This is a genomic window from Xanthobacter cornucopiae (assembly GCF_043195065.2).
In the GTDB taxonomy this organism is placed as follows: Bacteria; Pseudomonadota; Alphaproteobacteria; order Rhizobiales; family Xanthobacteraceae; genus Xanthobacter.
The window spans coordinates 59,606-75,033 of record NZ_CM195531.1 but is presented as its reverse complement, the minus strand read 5'-3'; the positions used below and the strand labels follow the sequence as shown (position 1 = coordinate 75,033).

At 70.3% G+C, this 15,428-nt stretch carries 12 protein-coding genes; 7 read left to right on the top strand and 5 right to left on the bottom strand.

Going from position 1 to position 15,428, the window contains the following annotated elements:
* Positions 1–18: 18 nt before the first annotated feature.
* Both hmuQ and V5F53_RS00320 read left to right on the top strand, forming a co-directional pair.
* Complete coding sequence (gene hmuQ, locus V5F53_RS00325; protein ID WP_393995793.1) at positions 19–354, top strand: heme-degrading protein HmuQ; 336 nt, start codon at positions 19–21, stop codon at positions 352–354.
* A gap of 201 nt (positions 355–555) precedes the next feature.
* Positions 556–2,052 (top strand): carboxypeptidase M32, encoded by a 1,497-nt coding sequence (locus V5F53_RS00320; RefSeq protein WP_393995792.1) that lies wholly within the window; start codon positions 556–558, stop codon positions 2,050–2,052.
* Positions 2,053–2,260: 208 nt separating this feature from the next.
* Here the strand turns inward: V5F53_RS00320 and V5F53_RS00315 are convergent, their stop codons facing one another.
* The 4 genes from V5F53_RS00315 to ccmI are packed head-to-tail and all read right to left on the bottom strand — an operon-like array spanning position 2,261 to position 6,431.
* Positions 2,261–2,758 carry a cytochrome c-type biogenesis protein gene (locus tag V5F53_RS00315; protein WP_393995791.1) on the bottom strand — a complete coding sequence of 166 codons (498 nt, stop codon included), beginning with the start codon at positions 2,756–2,758 and terminating at the stop codon, positions 2,261–2,263.
* 5 nt (positions 2,759–2,763) lie between these two features.
* Entirely contained in the window at positions 2,764–4,746 is a 1,983-nt protein-coding gene (locus V5F53_RS00310; protein ID WP_393995790.1) for a heme lyase CcmF/NrfE family subunit, read from the bottom strand.
* Positions 4,747–4,752: 6 nt separating this feature from the next.
* On the bottom strand, positions 4,753–5,232 hold the full coding sequence (ccmE, locus tag V5F53_RS00305) for a cytochrome c maturation protein CcmE (RefSeq protein ID WP_393995789.1): 480 nt from the start codon (positions 5,230–5,232) through the stop codon (positions 4,753–4,755).
* 41 nt (positions 5,233–5,273) lie between these two features.
* Positions 5,274–6,431 (bottom strand): c-type cytochrome biogenesis protein CcmI, encoded by a 1,158-nt coding sequence (ccmI, locus tag V5F53_RS00300; RefSeq protein WP_393995788.1) that lies wholly within the window; start codon positions 6,429–6,431, stop codon positions 5,274–5,276.
* Between the two features lie 188 nt (positions 6,432–6,619).
* Here ccmI and V5F53_RS00295 point away from each other — a divergent pair, with 188 nt between their 5' ends.
* Entirely contained in the window at positions 6,620–7,039 is a 420-nt protein-coding gene (locus V5F53_RS00295; RefSeq protein WP_393995787.1) for a YidB family protein, read from the top strand.
* A gap of 266 nt (positions 7,040–7,305) precedes the next feature.
* Complete coding sequence (locus V5F53_RS00290) at positions 7,306–9,591, top strand: transglycosylase domain-containing protein (RefSeq protein WP_393995786.1); 2,286 nt, start codon at positions 7,306–7,308, stop codon at positions 9,589–9,591.
* 185 nt (positions 9,592–9,776) lie between these two features.
* Here V5F53_RS00290 and V5F53_RS00285 read toward each other — a convergent pair whose 3' ends face one another.
* Positions 9,777–10,817 (bottom strand): helix-turn-helix transcriptional regulator, encoded by a 1,041-nt coding sequence (locus tag V5F53_RS00285; protein WP_393995785.1) that lies wholly within the window; start codon positions 10,815–10,817, stop codon positions 9,777–9,779.
* A gap of 339 nt (positions 10,818–11,156) precedes the next feature.
* Between V5F53_RS00285 and V5F53_RS00280 the strand changes: the two genes are divergently transcribed.
* Genes V5F53_RS00280 through V5F53_RS00270 form a run of 3 tightly spaced genes read left to right on the top strand, consistent with a single transcriptional unit; the run spans position 11,157 to position 15,201 of the window.
* Positions 11,157–13,370: a TonB-dependent siderophore receptor gene (locus V5F53_RS00280; protein ID WP_393995784.1), complete on the top strand. Its 2,214-nt coding sequence runs from the start codon at positions 11,157–11,159 to the stop codon at positions 13,368–13,370.
* A gap of 2 nt (positions 13,371–13,372) precedes the next feature.
* A complete protein-coding gene (locus tag V5F53_RS00275) occupies positions 13,373–14,329 on the top strand; it encodes an alpha/beta hydrolase (RefSeq protein ID WP_393995783.1) in 957 nt (318 codons plus the stop codon).
* Positions 14,326–15,201 (top strand): siderophore-interacting protein, encoded by an 876-nt coding sequence (locus V5F53_RS00270; protein WP_393995782.1) that lies wholly within the window; start codon positions 14,326–14,328, stop codon positions 15,199–15,201. Before V5F53_RS00275 ends, V5F53_RS00270 begins: the two co-directional genes overlap by 4 nt.
* Positions 15,202–15,428: the final 227 nt, after the last annotated feature.

Here is a 15,428-nt window from a genome sequence, read left to right as displayed (position 1 = left end):
TCAAATGGAGTTCAGACCATGTTCATTGCCACCAATCGATTCAAGGTGAAGCACGGCTCCGAGGCCGCCTTTGAGACGGTCTGGCGCGAGCGCGACACCTATATCGCCAGCGTGCCCGGCTTCGTGGCCTTCGACCTGTGCCGCGGCCCGGAGAAAGAGGACTACACCCTCTACATCTCCCACACCGTGTGGGGCTCCAAGGCTGATTTCGAGGCCTGGACCAAGTCGGAGGCCTTCCGCCTCGCCCACCGCAACGCCGGTGCCAGCACCAACACCGTGAACTACATCGGCGGCCCCGAGTTCGAGGGCTTCGAATCCGTGCTCACCCTCACCCCCAGCGAGAAGGCGGCCTGAGGCCGCCCCATCGCATTCCTTCTGTCATCCCCTCCCCCGGCCCGGCTCTCCGGCGCCGGGCTTTTTTGTTCCGGTGCCGGAGAGCCGGCGCCGATGTCGCGCGGCGGGGTTTCGCGCCGCCGAAGCCGGCCCTACCCTCAGGCCATTGCCGCTTCGCCCGCTTTCAGGCCCCCGGCCGGCCGCCCCTCGGGATTGTGAGACATGACAGCCTATTCAGAGCTTTCCGCCCATTTCGCCCGCGCCGCCGCCCTCGGCAATGCCATCGGCATCCTGCAATGGGATAGCGACGTGATGATGCCGAAGGGCGCCGCGCACACCCGCTCGGAGAGCCTGGCGCTGCTGCGCGTGCTGCACCACGGCCTTGTCACCGATCCGAGGGTTGGCGACTGGCTGCCGGACGCGGCCGCCGACAACGGCCTCAACGCCTTCGAGCGCGCCAACGTACGCGAGATCCAGCGCCTGTGGACAGTGCAGACCGCGGTTCCCCCGGCGCTGGTGGAAGCCTCCTCCAAGGCGGTCTCGAAATGCGAAATGGCCTGGCGCAAGGCCCGCGCCGAGGCCGACTTTCCGGCCCTGCTGCCGCACCTGGAAGAGGTACTGCGGCTGCAGCGCGAGGTTGCCGCCGCCAAGGGCGAAAAGCTCGGCCTGTCGCCCTATGACGCGCTGCTGAACGATTACGAGCCCGGCGGCCGTTCCGCCCGCATCGACGACCTGTTCGACGACCTCGCCGCCTTCCTGCCCGCCTTTACCGAAAGGGTGCTGGAGATTCAGGCCCGCCAGCCGGCCACCCCCCTGCCCGAAGGTCCGTTCCCGGTGGCGGCGCAGCGGGCGCTCGGCCTGGAGATGATGAAGGTGGTGGGCTTCGACTTGGAGCGCGGGCGGCTCGACATCTCCACCCACCCCTTCTGCGGCGGCGCCGACGACGACGTGCGCATCACCACGCGCTATGACGAGGCCGACTTTTCCAGCGCCCTCATGGGCGTGCTGCACGAAACCGGTCATGCGCTCTACGAGCAGGGCCGGCCGGCCGCCTACCTCAGCCAGCCGGTGGGGCAGGCCCGCTCCATGAGCGTGCACGAGAGCCAGTCGCTGCTGATGGAGATGCAGGCCTGCCGCAGCCGCGCCTTCATCGGCTTCGCCGCGCCCCGCATGCGCGCGGCGTTCGGCGGCAGCGGGCCAGCCTGGGAGGCCGACGCCCTCTGGCGCAACTACACCCGGGTCAAGCGCGGGTTCATCCGCGTCGACGCCGACGAAGTCACCTACCCGGCCCACGTGATCCTGCGCTACCGGCTGGAGAAGGCGCTGATCGCCGGCGACCTGGCGCTGAAGGACCTGCCCGGCGCCTGGGCCGAGGGCATGGCCGCGCTGCTCGGCGTGGTGCCGCCCGACGACCGCCTCGGCTGCCTCCAGGACATCCATTGGCCGAGCGGCGGCTGGGGCTATTTCCCCACCTACACGCTCGGCGCCATGACCGCGGCCCAATTGTTCGACGCCGCCCGCCGGGCCGATGCCGACATCCTGCCCGGCATCGGGCGCGGCGATTTCGGCCCACTGCTGGCGTGGCTGCGGGCCAATGTCCACAGCCAGGGCTCGCTGCTGGAAACCGACGACCTGCTGACCCGCGCCACCGGCCGCCCGCTCGACGCCGGCGTCTTCAAGGCCCATCTGGAAAGCCGCTACGCCAGCGCCGAGGGCTGACACCATCGGCCCCGGTCTTCGACCGGTGCCAAGCTTCGACCGGTGCCAGGCGGGTCCGCTCAAGTGGGTCCGCTCAAGCGCCGCGCGGGCTTGACCCAAGGCCCATGAGGCACGCCCGCGGGCCTTTGATATGAGATGGAGGCGCGGGTGGAGGGCAGGCCCTCCCGCTCGTCCCTCGCGCCCCGTCAGCGCCGCCGGCGGGCCCGGCTCACGACGCGGGCGGGGCCGGCGGCGGGGCGGCCAGCAGCGTCTTCAGCCGGGCTTCCTCCTCCGGCGTCAGGCGCGCCTCGCGGGTGGTGACGGCGGCGCGGCGGCGGCGCAGCGCCACGAACGAGGCCAGCGCCCCGAGCACCAGCACCAGGCCCGGGGTGGCCCAGAGCAACGCGTTGCGCCAGGAGAAGACCGGCCGCAGCAGCACGAACTCCCCATAGCGCGCGACCATGAAGTCGAGCACCTCGCCATCACTGTCGCCGGCCTTGAGGCGCTCGCGCACGATCAGCCGCAGGTCGCGGGCGAGCGGCGCGTCGGAATCATCAATGGACTGGTTCTGGCACACCATGCACCGCAGCTCCGAGGAGAGCACACGGGCGCGGCTTTCCAGGGCCGGGTCGCCCAGCACCTCGTCGGGCTGGACCGCCCGCGCCGGCGCCACCAGCATCAGGCCCCCCACCAGGGCGAACGCGAGGACAGACATCAGCCTGCGCATGGCCGTCACTCCGCCGGCACGGCGACGGCGCGCCGCCGCGCCGTCTTGGGCACGCCGATGCGCAGGCGCCGGTCCAGCAGCGACAGCACCCCGCCAAGGGCCATCACCACCGCGCCGAGCCAGATCAGCGTGACCTGGGGCTTGAAGGTGGCGCGCACCGAAACGTGCCCGTCCGGCGTCTCCTCCGCCACGCTCACGTAGAGCTGGCTGAAGCCGAAGGTGCGAATGCCGGCCTCGGTGGTGCCCATCTGCCGCGCCGCGAACAGGCGCCGGGAGGCCTCGATGGTGCCCTCGGAACGACCGTCGCGCTGGATGGAGAACACCGCCGTGCGGGCCCTGAAGTTCGGGCCGGTACGGTTCTCCAGCCGCTCCAAAGCGAGGGCGTGGCCGGCGATGACGAACTGGTCGCCGATCTTCATGGAGGCGATCTTCTCGTGACTCCATGAGGTTTCGCAGACGATGCCGAGCAGGCACACGCCGACGCCGAAATGAGCGATGGCCGTGCCATAGGCCGAGCGCGGCACGCCCGCGAGGCGGGCCAACGCCACCTTCGCCCGCACCCGGCCGAGGCCGGCCCGCTCGGCGAGATCGGTCAGGGCGCCGAGCATGATGAACACGGCAAGGCCCACCGCCAGCGGCGCCAGCACCGGTCCGCCCGAGGTGGCCGCCGCGGTCACCACCGCCGCCACCACCGCGAGCCCCGCCGCCAGCATCAGCCGCTGCGCCACCCCCAGCAGGTCGCCGCGCTTCCAGGCCAGCAGCGGGCCGAACGGAACCGCGAACACCAGCGGCAGCATCAGCCCGCCGAAGGCGAGGTTAAAATAGGGCGGGCCAACGGTGATCTTGGCGCCGGTGAAGGCCTCCAGCCCCAAGGGATAGAGCGTGCCCACCAGCACCGCCGCCGTGGCCGCGGTGAGGAACAGGTTGTTGAGCACCAAGGCCCCTTCCCGCGACACCGGGGCGAACAGGCCGCCCTGCTTCAGCTCGGAGGCGCGGAAGGCGAACAGGGCCAAGCCACCGGCAATGAAGAAGGTGAGGATGCCGAGGATGAACACGCCGCGCGCCGGATCGGTGGCAAAGGCGTGCACCGAGGTGAGCACCCCCGAGCGCACCAGGAAGGTGCCCACCAGCGACAGGGAGAAGGCGAGGATGGCGAGCAGGATGGTCCACACCTTCAGGGCGTCGCGCTTTTCCATCACCACGGCGGAATGCAGCAATGCGGTGGCGGCGAGCCACGGCATCAGCGAGGCGTTCTCCACCGGGTCCCAGAACCACCAGCCGCCCCAGCCGAGCTCGTAATAGGCCCAGTAGGAGCCCATGGCGATGCCCAGCGTCAGGAACACCCAGGCCGCCAGCGTCCACGGCCGCACCCAGCGCGCCCAGGCGGCGTCGATGCGCCCCTCGATCAGCGCCGCGATGGCGAAGGCGAACGACACCGAGAGTCCCACATAACCGAGGTAGAGCAGCGGCGGATGGATGGCGAGGCCCGGGTCCTGCAGGATCGGGTTGAGATCGCGCCCCTCGGCCGGCGGCGAGGCCAGGCGCAGGAACGGATTGGAGGTGAACAGGATGAACGAGAGGAAGGCGGTGCCGATCAAGCCTTGCACCGCCAGCACATGGGCCCGAAGCCGATCCGGCAGGTTGCCGCCGAAGGCCGCCACCAGCGCGCCGAACAGCGCCAGCACCAGCACCCACAGCAGCATCGATCCCTCATGGTTGCCCCAGGTGGAGGTGACCTTGTAGATCAACGGCATCTGCGAGTGGGAATTCTCCACCACGTTCACCACCGTGAAGTCGGAGGTGACGTAGAGCTGCACCAGCGCCGCGAAGGCGAAGCCGATGAAGCCCAGCATGCCGATGGCGATGGGCGCGGCGGTGCCCATCAGCACCGCGTCGCCCTTGGCCGCGCCCCAGCTCGGCAGGATCACCTGCAGGATCGACAGGGCAAAGGCGAGGGCGAGGGCATATTGCCCGAGTTCGGCAATCACGGCGGCTCAGCTCCCCGGGTTGGCGCTAGCGCGGGCCGGCACCACCGCGCCGTTCTCGCCTTCCTTCCACACGCCCTGCTTCTTCAGCGCGTCGGCCACCTCGCGCGGCATGTAGTTCTCGTCGTGCTTGGCGAGCACGCTGTCGGCGCGGAAGGTGCCATCCGCCAGCAGCGCGCCTTCCGTGACCACGCCCTGCCCCTCGCGGAACAGGTCGGGCAGGATGCCGGTATAGGCCACCTTCACGGTGGCGTTGCCATCGGTCACGGCAAAGGTGGTGAGCGTGCCGGCCTTCACCACCGACCCGCTCTCCACCAGCCCGCCGAGGCGCAGGCGGGAGCCCGGCGCAACCTGCTGCTGCGCCACCTCGGTGGGGGTGCGGAAGAACACGATGGTATCGTTGAGCGCCGACAGGATCAGCCCGGCGGCCAGCGCCAGAACGCCCAGTCCGGCGCCGATGAGCGCGAGGCGACGGCCTTTGCGTGTCATTGTCTTTCCTCCCGGCGATTGTCGTGTCGCGACGCCATGGGCTAGCCTCCCAGCCCCAGCTCTTTTTCGGCGGCGGCGATGCGCGCCAGCGCCTCGGCATTGCCGGCGAAGGCCGCGCGGGCGGACTCAACCGCCCCCTTGGCCTTGTCCGGCTCACCCAGCACCTGGAAGGCGCGGGCCAGACGCAACCAGCCGTCCAGGTCGTCCGGCGCGGTCTTCAGCCGATCTTCCAGCCGCTGCACCATACCGCGAATCATGGCGCTGCGGTCGCCCGCCGACAACGCCGCGGCATTGGCCACGTCGGCGGCGCTGGGCCCGGGTGCGGCGGCAGGCGCGGCGCCCGGGCTCGCCGGTGCGGTCTTCGCCTCGCCCTGCACGCGGGCGAGCGCGCGCTTCACGCCGGGCACATAGGGCGCCTCGGCCGGCGCCCGCGCCAGGATGGCGCTCCAGATGGCGGCGGCCTCGGCCGGGCGGCCGTCCTGCTCGGCGGCGACGCCGAGGAAATAACTGGCGCGCGGCTCGGTGGGATCGAGCTTCGCCGCCTCCGTGAAGGCCGCGAGCGCCTCGGCGGTGACCACACCGTTGGCGGCCACCACCCGCACCTCGCCCAGCGCCGACTGACGCAGCGCCGTCGACCCCAGCACCCGGATGGCCTGGGTGTAAGCGCGCGCCGCATCGTCGAACCGGCCCAGCCGCAGATAGATGGGGGCCAGCACCTCGTAGCCGGCGCCGTCGTCGGGATTGCGGGCCAGATGGTCTTCCACCCGCCGCACCAGGATCGCCACGTCGCCCCGGTCGGCGGGAGCCGCCATGCGCGCCGCCAGCGGCGCGCCGGGCAGATCGGGCGAGCCGAGATAGACATAGAGACCGGCGCCGAACAGCGGCACCAGCAGCAGCGCCATCACCGCCGCCGCGCGCCGACGGCCCTCGCCGCCGCCCGCCGCCCCGTCCTCCTCGGCCCGGGCAGCGGCGGCGAGCATGCGGCGGGCCACCTCGGCGCGGGCGGCTTCGGCCTGCTCGGACGGCAGGCGGCCGCTGTCGCGGTCACGGTCGATTTCGGCGAGCTGGTCGCGGTAGACGGCGAGGTCGGCCGCCCGCTCGCCCCGCAGGGCGCGGGCGCGGCTGAGCGGCCACAGCACGGCGAGGGCCGCCACGGCGGTCATGAGCGCGAACAGGGCAAACAGGGGCGCGGAGATCATCCCTTAGCCGTTAGCCGTAGTCCCGCCGAAAGCAAAGGCCACATCCCGCCTCAGCGGCGCCGGGCCGCAGGGGCGCCGCGACTTGTGATCGACTTTTCACCCGTCTTCCAGTAGAGCTTGCCGCCGAACACCGGGCGTTGCACGCCCCGCAAACCACACACCTCCGGCAACCGCGGAAAGGAAGGGCCATGGGGCTGTTCGATCAAATGTTGGGCGGCGTTCTCAACAACGTCCTCTCCCAGGCGGGCAATTCCGGCGCCCTCGGCAACCTCCTGAACTCCGCGCTGAGCGGGCCGATGGCCCAGGCGCTGCCGGGCATGCTGGAAGGCGCCCTCGCCAAGACCCCTTATGGCAGCCTCGACGGCCTGCTGGCGCAGCTGCAGGAATCCGGCCTCGGCGAGCAGGTGACGAGCTGGCTGTCCAACGGCCCCAACCTTCCGGTGAGCGCCGAACAGATCGTCTCTGCCCTCGGCGAAAGCCAGCTCGGGCAGCTCGGCGCCGGCTTCGGCCTGACCCCCGAGCGGATCACCGAGCTGCTCTCCCAATACCTGCCGTCGCTGGTGGACAAGCTGAGCCCCAACGGCGTGCTCGAAGTCCCCAAGGCCTGACGCAGACCCGCCCCGCCCGGCGGGACCGGGGCGCCCCTCGCACCGGCTCCCGCGTGCCCGCCGCCCCCGTGTCCTGCTCCGTCGCGCTATGGCCTGGGTACGCAATGCCTTAGGCGCGCGACGCCTTAGGCGTGCTATGCCTTGAGCGCGCTATGCCTTGAGCATGCGTTGCCCGTCGCGCGCGGAGCCAGGGCGCGCTATGGTCGTGAACGGGCAGCGCCGGCAGTGCGGCGCCGTCGCGAAATCGCCCTCTTTGCGGAGGGCTGATGGCGGGACGGCACCGGCTGGCGGCGCCGTCCCCGCTCCAATGGGATGAGCCCCGACCCGTGACCGCGCCCGAGCGTCCTTCCCTGCTGGCCCGGCTGCGCAATGCGCTGCTGGACCTCGACGCCGTTCTCGATTCCTCGCTGTTCGGCCTCGGCAGCCGCACCCGGCGTGCGCTCTCGGCCTATGCGGCCTTCACCGAGAACTTCAACATCAGCGGCATTCCGCGCTTTTTCGTGGGGCTCGCCTCGGAGGCCTTCTCCCTCGGCGCCATCGGCACGGTGGTGGTGCTGGCCCTGGCTATCCCCGCCTTCCACGAAACCTCCGACGACTGGCTGAAGCGCACCGAGCTCGCCGTCACCTTCCTCGACCGCTACGGCAACATCATCGGCGAGCGCGGCGTTCGGCAGAACGATACCGTGCCGCTGGAGGATTTCCCCGACCACCTCATCAAGGCCACCCTGGCCACCGAGGACCGGCGCTTCTACGAGCATTGGGGCATCGACGTGGCGGGCACCCTGCGGGCCCTGGTCACCAATGCCCGCGCCGGAGGGGTGCGCCAGGGCGGCTCATCGCTGTCGCAGCAGCTCGCCAAGAACCTGTTCCTGTCCAACGAGCGCACCTTCGAGCGCAAGATCAAGGAAGCCTTCCTCGCCATCTGGCTGGAAGCGCGCCTGACGAAAAGCCAGATCCTGAAGCTCTATCTCGACCGCGCCTATCTCGGCGGCGGCGCCTATGGGGTGGATGCGGCGGCGCGCTACTATTTCGGCAAGTCGGTGCGCGAGGTGAACCTCGCCGAGGCGGCCATGATGGCCGGCCTGTTCAAGGCCCCCTCCAAGTACGCGCCGCACGTGAACCTGCCCGCCGCCCGTGCCCGCGCGTCCACCGTGCTCGACAATCTGGTGGAATCCGGCTTCATGACCGAGGGTCAGGTGTTCGGCGCCCGCCGCAACCCCGCCACCCCGGTGGACCGCCGCGACGAGGCGGTGCCAGACTACTACCTGGATTATGCCTTCGGCGAGGTGAAGAAGCTGGTGGACCAGCTTCCAGCCTCGGTCACCGAGCGCATCTTCGTGGTGCGCACCGGCCTCGACCCCAATATCCAGAAGGTGTCGGAAGCCGCGCTGGAGCAGTCGCTGCGCGAGTTCGGGCGCGACTACAAGGCGAGCCAGGGCGGCATCGTCGTCATGGAACCCAACGGCACCGTGCGCGCCATGGTGGGTGGGCGCGATTATGGCGCGAGCCAGTTCAACCGCGCCACCGACGCCTTGCGCCAGCCCGGCTCCTCCTTCAAGCCGTTCGTCTACACCGTGGCGCTCATGAACGGCTTCAAGCCCTCCACCATCGTGCAGGACGCGCCGATCTGCCTGGGCAACTGGTGCCCGCAGAATTACGGGCGCTCCTACATGGGCTCCATCACTTTGCAGACCGCGCTCCAGCACTCCCTGAACACCGTGGCGGTGCGGCTCGCCGAGAAGTTCGGGCGCAAGAAAATCGTCGACCTCGCCCACCAGATGGGCGTGCGCACGCCGCTGCCCATCTCCGCGCCGCTGCCGCTGGGCGCCGCCGAGGTGACGCTGGTGGACATGACCACCGCCTATTCGGTGTTCGCCAACGGCGGGCGCAGCGTCTACCCCCACGCGGTGGTGGAAATGCGCATCGGCAATGGCGAGGTGGTGTGGCGCTTCGACCGCGACGCCCCGCCCCCGGTGCAGATCATCCCGACGCCGCAGCTCCACGACATCAACGCCATGCTCAACAACGTGGTGGAGAACGGCACCGGCCGCCGGGCGCGGCTGGTGAACGCCAAGGTGGCGGGCAAGACCGGCACCACCAATGCCTACCGCGACGCCTGGTTCATGGGCTTCACCGGCAATTACGTGGCCGGCGTGTGGTTCGGCAATGACGACTATGCCTCGCTGAACAAGATGACCGGCGGCTCGCTGCCCGCCATGACCTGGCAGAAGGTGATGGCCTATGCCCACCAGGGCATCGAGATCAAGCCCATCCCCGGCGTCACTTCGCCCATTCCCAAGCTGGACGAGACGCCCGCCCCCCTCGACGTGCCGGGGCTGGCCGACTCCCAGCGCCCGGTGACGCTCTCGCCCCGCTCCGCCGAGCGGCTGGCGGCGCTGGAACGGCTGATGAAGGACACCGAAGGCGCCCAGGCCACCCCGCCGGCACCGGCCACCGCCCCGCCTGCCGGCAAGCTGCCCCAGCCCGGCGCGCCGCTGCCGCCGCCGCGGCCCTTGCGCACCGGCGAGGCGGCGGCCGCCCCCAAGGGCTAGGAGCATCGGGAGCGACGAGCACGGAGCGCTGAGAGCAGGAGCCTTTGATGGCACGCGGCGCCGAAGGGGTCGGTGCCGCGCTCCGCCGGATGCCAAAGCTGCCGGGCGCCATCAAGATGCCAGCCCGATGCCGCCCCGGATGGGTTGCCGCGCCCCACCCACCAGCCCGGCGCCCACAGGTCGCCTCACCCCCGCCGGCATCGCTCCCGCCAGTCCCGGGGGGAAACCCCGAAGGCGCGCTTGAAGGCGGTGGCGAAATTGGCGGCCGAGCCATAGCCCGCCACATAGGCCGCCTGGGCCACGGTGAGCCCCTCCGCCGCCAGTCCGTCGCGAGCGAGTTCCAGCTTGCGCCGGCGCACATAGTCGAACACCGTGGTGCCAAAGGCGGCACGAAACGCGCGCTGGAGCGAATTGACGCTCATGCCAGCCTCACGGGCGATGTCCTCCAGGCTCAGTTCGCGCTGGAGATGGGCCTCCAGAAAATCGTGCACCGCCCACATCCTCTGGCGCTCGCGCGGACGCAGCGCCGCCAGCGCCTCGCCCTCGGTTCCGGCGCCCAGCAGGCCAAGGGCCCCCACCACCAGCTCCATGGCGCGGCTCTCGGCGTAGAGGCCGGAGAGCATCGGCCCGTAGCGCGGCGGCGCCAGGATCTGCTCGGCCAGCGCCGTCATCTGCGCCGAAGGGCGCCAGCGCGCGACAGCCCGGTGGTCGCGGGCAAAGGCCAGCACCGCCTGATGACGGCGATCGTCGTGCTCGGCCTGCTCCAGCCACCCCTCGGGCAGGAAGATGTTGACCTTGCGCACCCGCATGCCGCGCCGCCCGTTGCGCACGAACAGGTCGGGCTCTGCGCGCGCCATCAGGGCCCCTTCCACCCCTTCGGGCGTGCCCAGGTGCAGCGGGCGCCCGCCGATGCAGACGTCGGCCTCGCCCGCCAGGAACAGGGACACGGTGAGCCCGGCCCCGTGCACCACGCGGGTGGTGGTGTCGTGCAGGTCGGCGGCGTCGGTGGCATGCAGCACCAGCCCGCTGCGCAGCGGCGCCAGCACATAGCGCCCGCGCAACACCGCGCCATCCGCGCCGAGGCGCGGCGTCACCAGACTGAAGTCCCGGCCGGTGACGCGGGACAGCGCCGCGATGTCGCGGGAGCGCACGAGCGCATCGGACACCGCAGGCGTGGGCGTGCCCTCGGCCGGGGGCGGAATGGCGGACGCATCGGGGTCGCTCATGTCGCAACAACATGGACCCGGGCCGCCGCTGTCAAGAGCAGAGCCGCCCATTCGATTTAGTATTATTCCAGATAATCAGGACACCACCCGCCTGATCATCGCGTATGCACTCCTGAAACCTCTCCCATTAAAACAGATGAGGATTTTGCAAACGAATTATACGATCCTACAAACCCATTCCTGCTGGAGCAGCCAGGAGTGCAGCCGCTAAAAAAGACCCACGAGCCGAGGCCAGCCATTTGGAAGTCTGCGCCACGCCCGGCGCAACTTCAGGTTACTTTGCTAGAAGTGGGGATTTGCATGATCGGATTGGAGCGCGCGTCGGCGCGGCGGCTTCGCATGGGCCATATGATGGCCGGAACCCTTCTGTCGGGCACCGCGCTCGCGCTTCTGGCCGCCGCCCCGGCTCCAGCCTTCGCGCAAGCCCAGCCGCAGCAGCAGGCGGCCGGCGACATCGCGCTCGACACGGTGCAGGTGCTGGAGGAACGCAAGCGCGAGCAGGCGGTCTTCACCGAAGGACTTGACACCTACAACGCCGCCATCACCACCATCGGCGTCGGCACGCCCACGCCGGTGCGCGAGATTCCGCAGTCCATCTCCACCGTCACCAGCCAGCGCATGGCCGACCAGAATTTCACCCAGCTGGAAGACGCCATGCGCCGCACCACCGGCATGGTGGTGCTGGCCAACGACCAGGGCCGCTCCTCCATCTTCTCCCGCGGGTTCGAGATCGACACGCTCCTGGTCAACAACCTGCCGGCCCCGCTCTCCTCCATTCTCGGCACCCAGCCGGACCTGTTCATCTTTGACCGCCTGGACGTGCTGAAGGGGCCTGCTGCCCTGTTCTACGGCGGCTCCGCCGGCAATAATGCCGGCCCCGGCGGCATCATCAACGGCACCCTGAAGCCGGCCACCGCCAAGCCGTTCATCGCCTCGGCTCTCGAATACGGCTCCTGGGACTTCGTGCGCGCCGAAGTGGACGCCGGCGGCAAGCTGAACGAGGCCGGCACCGTGCGCGCCCGCATCGGCGGCGCCTTCCAGGACCGCAACTCGTTCGTGGACATCAACGACAACCAGGTGTGGGTGGGCCACGGCGCCCTCGATTTCGACATCACCGAGAACACCACGGTGTCGTTCCACGCCTGGCACCAGGAGCGCGACATCACCCCCTTCAACGGCCTGCCGGCGATCAACCTCGGCACCGGGGAGGGCCAGCTTCTGAACGTGCCGCGCTCCACCTTCGTGGGCGGCACCTGGAACCGCTTCAACAACGAGATGACCGACTATCTCGTGGAGGTGAAACACGACCTGGACAATGGCGGCGAGGCCAAGGCCTCCCTGCGCTATTCCGATCGCGACATCGACTATAAATACGCCTACGGCCGCACCGCCGTCAGCACCGCGCCGGCCACCTCGGGCAATTTCGGCCTCGCCTACACGGCGGCGCAGGTGAACGAAAGCTCGCTGTCCGGCGACGCCCATGTCTCGACCCCGTTCCAGTTGTTCGGCCAGGAGCACCAGTTCACCGTCGGCGCCGACTTCCGCCGCACCGACCAGACCCAGTGGTCGCCCACCAGCACCAACCTGCCGGACGTGTACAACATCTACGCGCCCAACCCCTGGGCAGTGGCGGAGCCCCTCACCGTCTACAACCGCGAGGCGGTGACCGACCCCACCCAGTACGGCCTCTATGCCCAGGCCCGCATCAACCCCATTGAGCAGGTGCACGTCATCCTGGGCGGGCGCTTCTCGTGGTACGACGCGACCTCCACGGTGAACACCCTCAACGGCGGCCTGCTCACCACCACCCAGTCCACGGTGGATGTGGACGGCAAGGTCCTGCCCTCGGTGGGCCTCGTCATCGACATGACGAAGGAGATTTCCGTTTACGGCAGCTATAGCACCACCTTCATGCCGCAGACGGAGCTGAACGCCGCCGGCGACGTGCTGGCGCCGCGCCAGGGCTACCAATATGAGGGGGGCGTAAAGGGGTCCTTCTTCGACGGCGCGCTCAGCGCCTCCGCCGCCCTGTTCGTGATCCGCGACGACAACCGCGCCCTGGCCACCAACGTGGCCAACGTCTACGTCGCTTCCGGCGAGGTGGAGGTGTCGGGCTGGGAGGCGGAGGTGAGCGGGCGCCTCGCCCCCGGCTGGGACATCTATGCCGGCTACACCTACACCGAAACCGAATATCTCACCGCCACCGTGGCGCAGCTGCAGTCCGGCTTCAGCACCTACACGCCGAAGCACAACTACAATCTGTGGACCAAGTACGAATTCCAGGACGGCGCGCTGCGCGGCTTCCATGTGGCCGGCGGGGTGAAGATTCTGTCCAGCTTCTACACCAAGTCCGGCGGCGTGAAGCTCACCGAGGACGGATACACGGTTGTGGATGCCCAGGCAGGCTACAAGTTCAACGACAATTGGAAGGCGACCGTCACCGTCACCAACCTGTTCGACGAGGTCTATTACCAGCGTGTCGGCTCCACCTCCCTGTTCAACTTCTATGGTGAGCCGCGCGGCTATTGGCTCAAGGTGAGCGCGACCTATTGACCATGGCCGCCACACTCTCCCCGCTCCGGCGTGCCGGCGCCACCCTGCTCGCCCTCGCCGCCCTTTTGGGCGGCGCGGCGCGCGGCACCGCCGGGCCGCTCACCCTGCCCGGCACCGAGGAACGGGTGGTCGTCTCCCGGGGCGGCCTTCCCTATCGCCTCTTCATCACCGCGCCGCGCGAGCCGCCACCGCCCGCCGGCTATCCGGTGCTCTATGTGCTGGACGGCAACGCAGTGGCGGGCACCCTCTCGGACCTCGCCCGCACCCAGGCGCGCAACCAGGGCGGGCTGATCCAGCCGGCGGTGCTGGTGGCGGTGGGCTATCCGGGCGATGCGCCCCACAACATGCCCCGCCGCGCGCGGGACCTGACGCCCGTTCCCGCCCCGCCCGGCGAGGGCACCGGAACCTATCTCACGCCCGAGCAGACCGGCGCCGCCGACGCCTTCCTCTCCTTCCTGCTCGACGAGCTGCGCCCGCTCATCGCCGCCGACTTTCCGGTCGATCCAGCGCGGCAGGGGCTGATGGGACACTCGTTCGGCGGGCTGTTCACGCTGCACGCTTTGTTCACCCTCCCCGAGGCGTTTTCCACCTATATCGCCGCCAGCCCCTCCATCTGGTGGGCGAACCGGGCGATCCTGAACGAGGAGGCGGCCTTCGCCGCCCATCCCCCGGCCGGCACGCGGCGCCTGCTGCTCACCGTGGGCGCCTATGAACAGACGCTGCATCCCGGCCTGCGAACCCAGCCCGATGCCGACAAGGTGGCGCAGCGGCTCGCAGCGCGGGGCATGGTGGACGCCGCCCGCGACCTCGCCGGACGGATCGCGGCGCTGCCCGGCCGGCCGGTTGCGGTGCGGTTCGAAATCCTTCCCGGCCAGACCCACGCCTCGGCCGCGCCCCACGCGCTGCTGGCGGGACTCGAATTCTTCCTCGGCCCCGATTCGACAGGCACCGCGCCATGACTGTGCGGCAGACGAACGACGCCACGGTGGCGCCCGCAGGCCCGCGCTATCGCCACCTGCGGGTGCTGGAAGTGGTGCGGGTGGAGGCGGTGACGGCGCGCACGCGCCGGATCGTGCTGGGCGGGCCGGAGGTGGCCGGCTTCGGCGCCGGCCCCAATCTCAAGCTGCTGATCCCACCGGACGGGCTCGTGGAGCCGGAATGGCCGCTGGAGGGTCCCGACGGGCGCCCGCTCTGGCCGCCGGAACCGCGAAGGCCAGTGGCCCGCACCTATTCCGTCCGCCGGTTCGACGCCGAACGCGGCGAAGTCTCCATCGACTTCGCGCTGCACGGCCAAGACGGGCCGGCGGCGCGGTTCGTGCGGCGGGCGCGGGCCGGGGACACGGTGGGCATCGCCGGCCCCGGCGGGCGCGGGCTCCCGACCGCGCCAACGGTGCTGCTGGCTGGCGACCATAGCGGCCTGCCGTCCATCGCCGCCATCCTGGAACGGCTGCCGCCCGCCACGCGCGGCCTGGCCCTGCTGGAGGTGGACGACGCGGCGGAGGAACAGGACCTTGCCGCCCCGCCCGGCGTGCGCATCGCCTATCTCCACCGCAACGGCGCCGAGGCCGGCACCACGCGGCTGCTGGAAACGGCGGTGCGCGCCGCCGACCTGCCGGCGGGAGATGGCGTGGCCGCCTGGGTGGCGTGCGAATCGGCCGCCGCCCGCGCCTTGCGCGCCCATCTCCGCGACGAGCGCGGCCTCTCGCCCCGCGCCCTGGTGGCGGTGGGCTATTGGAAGCGCGGCATGAGCGAGACCGCCTACCACGCCGCCCACGACCACGACCGCGACGCCGACTACCACCGCGCCGCCCGCGAGGAAGGCGCCGGCTGACACCGCGCCGGGCCTCCCGCCGGGCAACGCGCGGGGCCCGGCCCACCGGGGGCCTGCGCGCTCAAATCCACAGGCCCAAATCCACGGGCCCAAATCCACGGGCCAAGTCCCCCCTCGCCTGAGGCCCCTCGCCCAAATCCGCGCGCCGGATGTCCATAAGCCCAGGTCCATAAGCTCAGGTCCACAAGCCGAAGCCGGCTTCCACTTCGACCCGCGCCTCTTGGGCT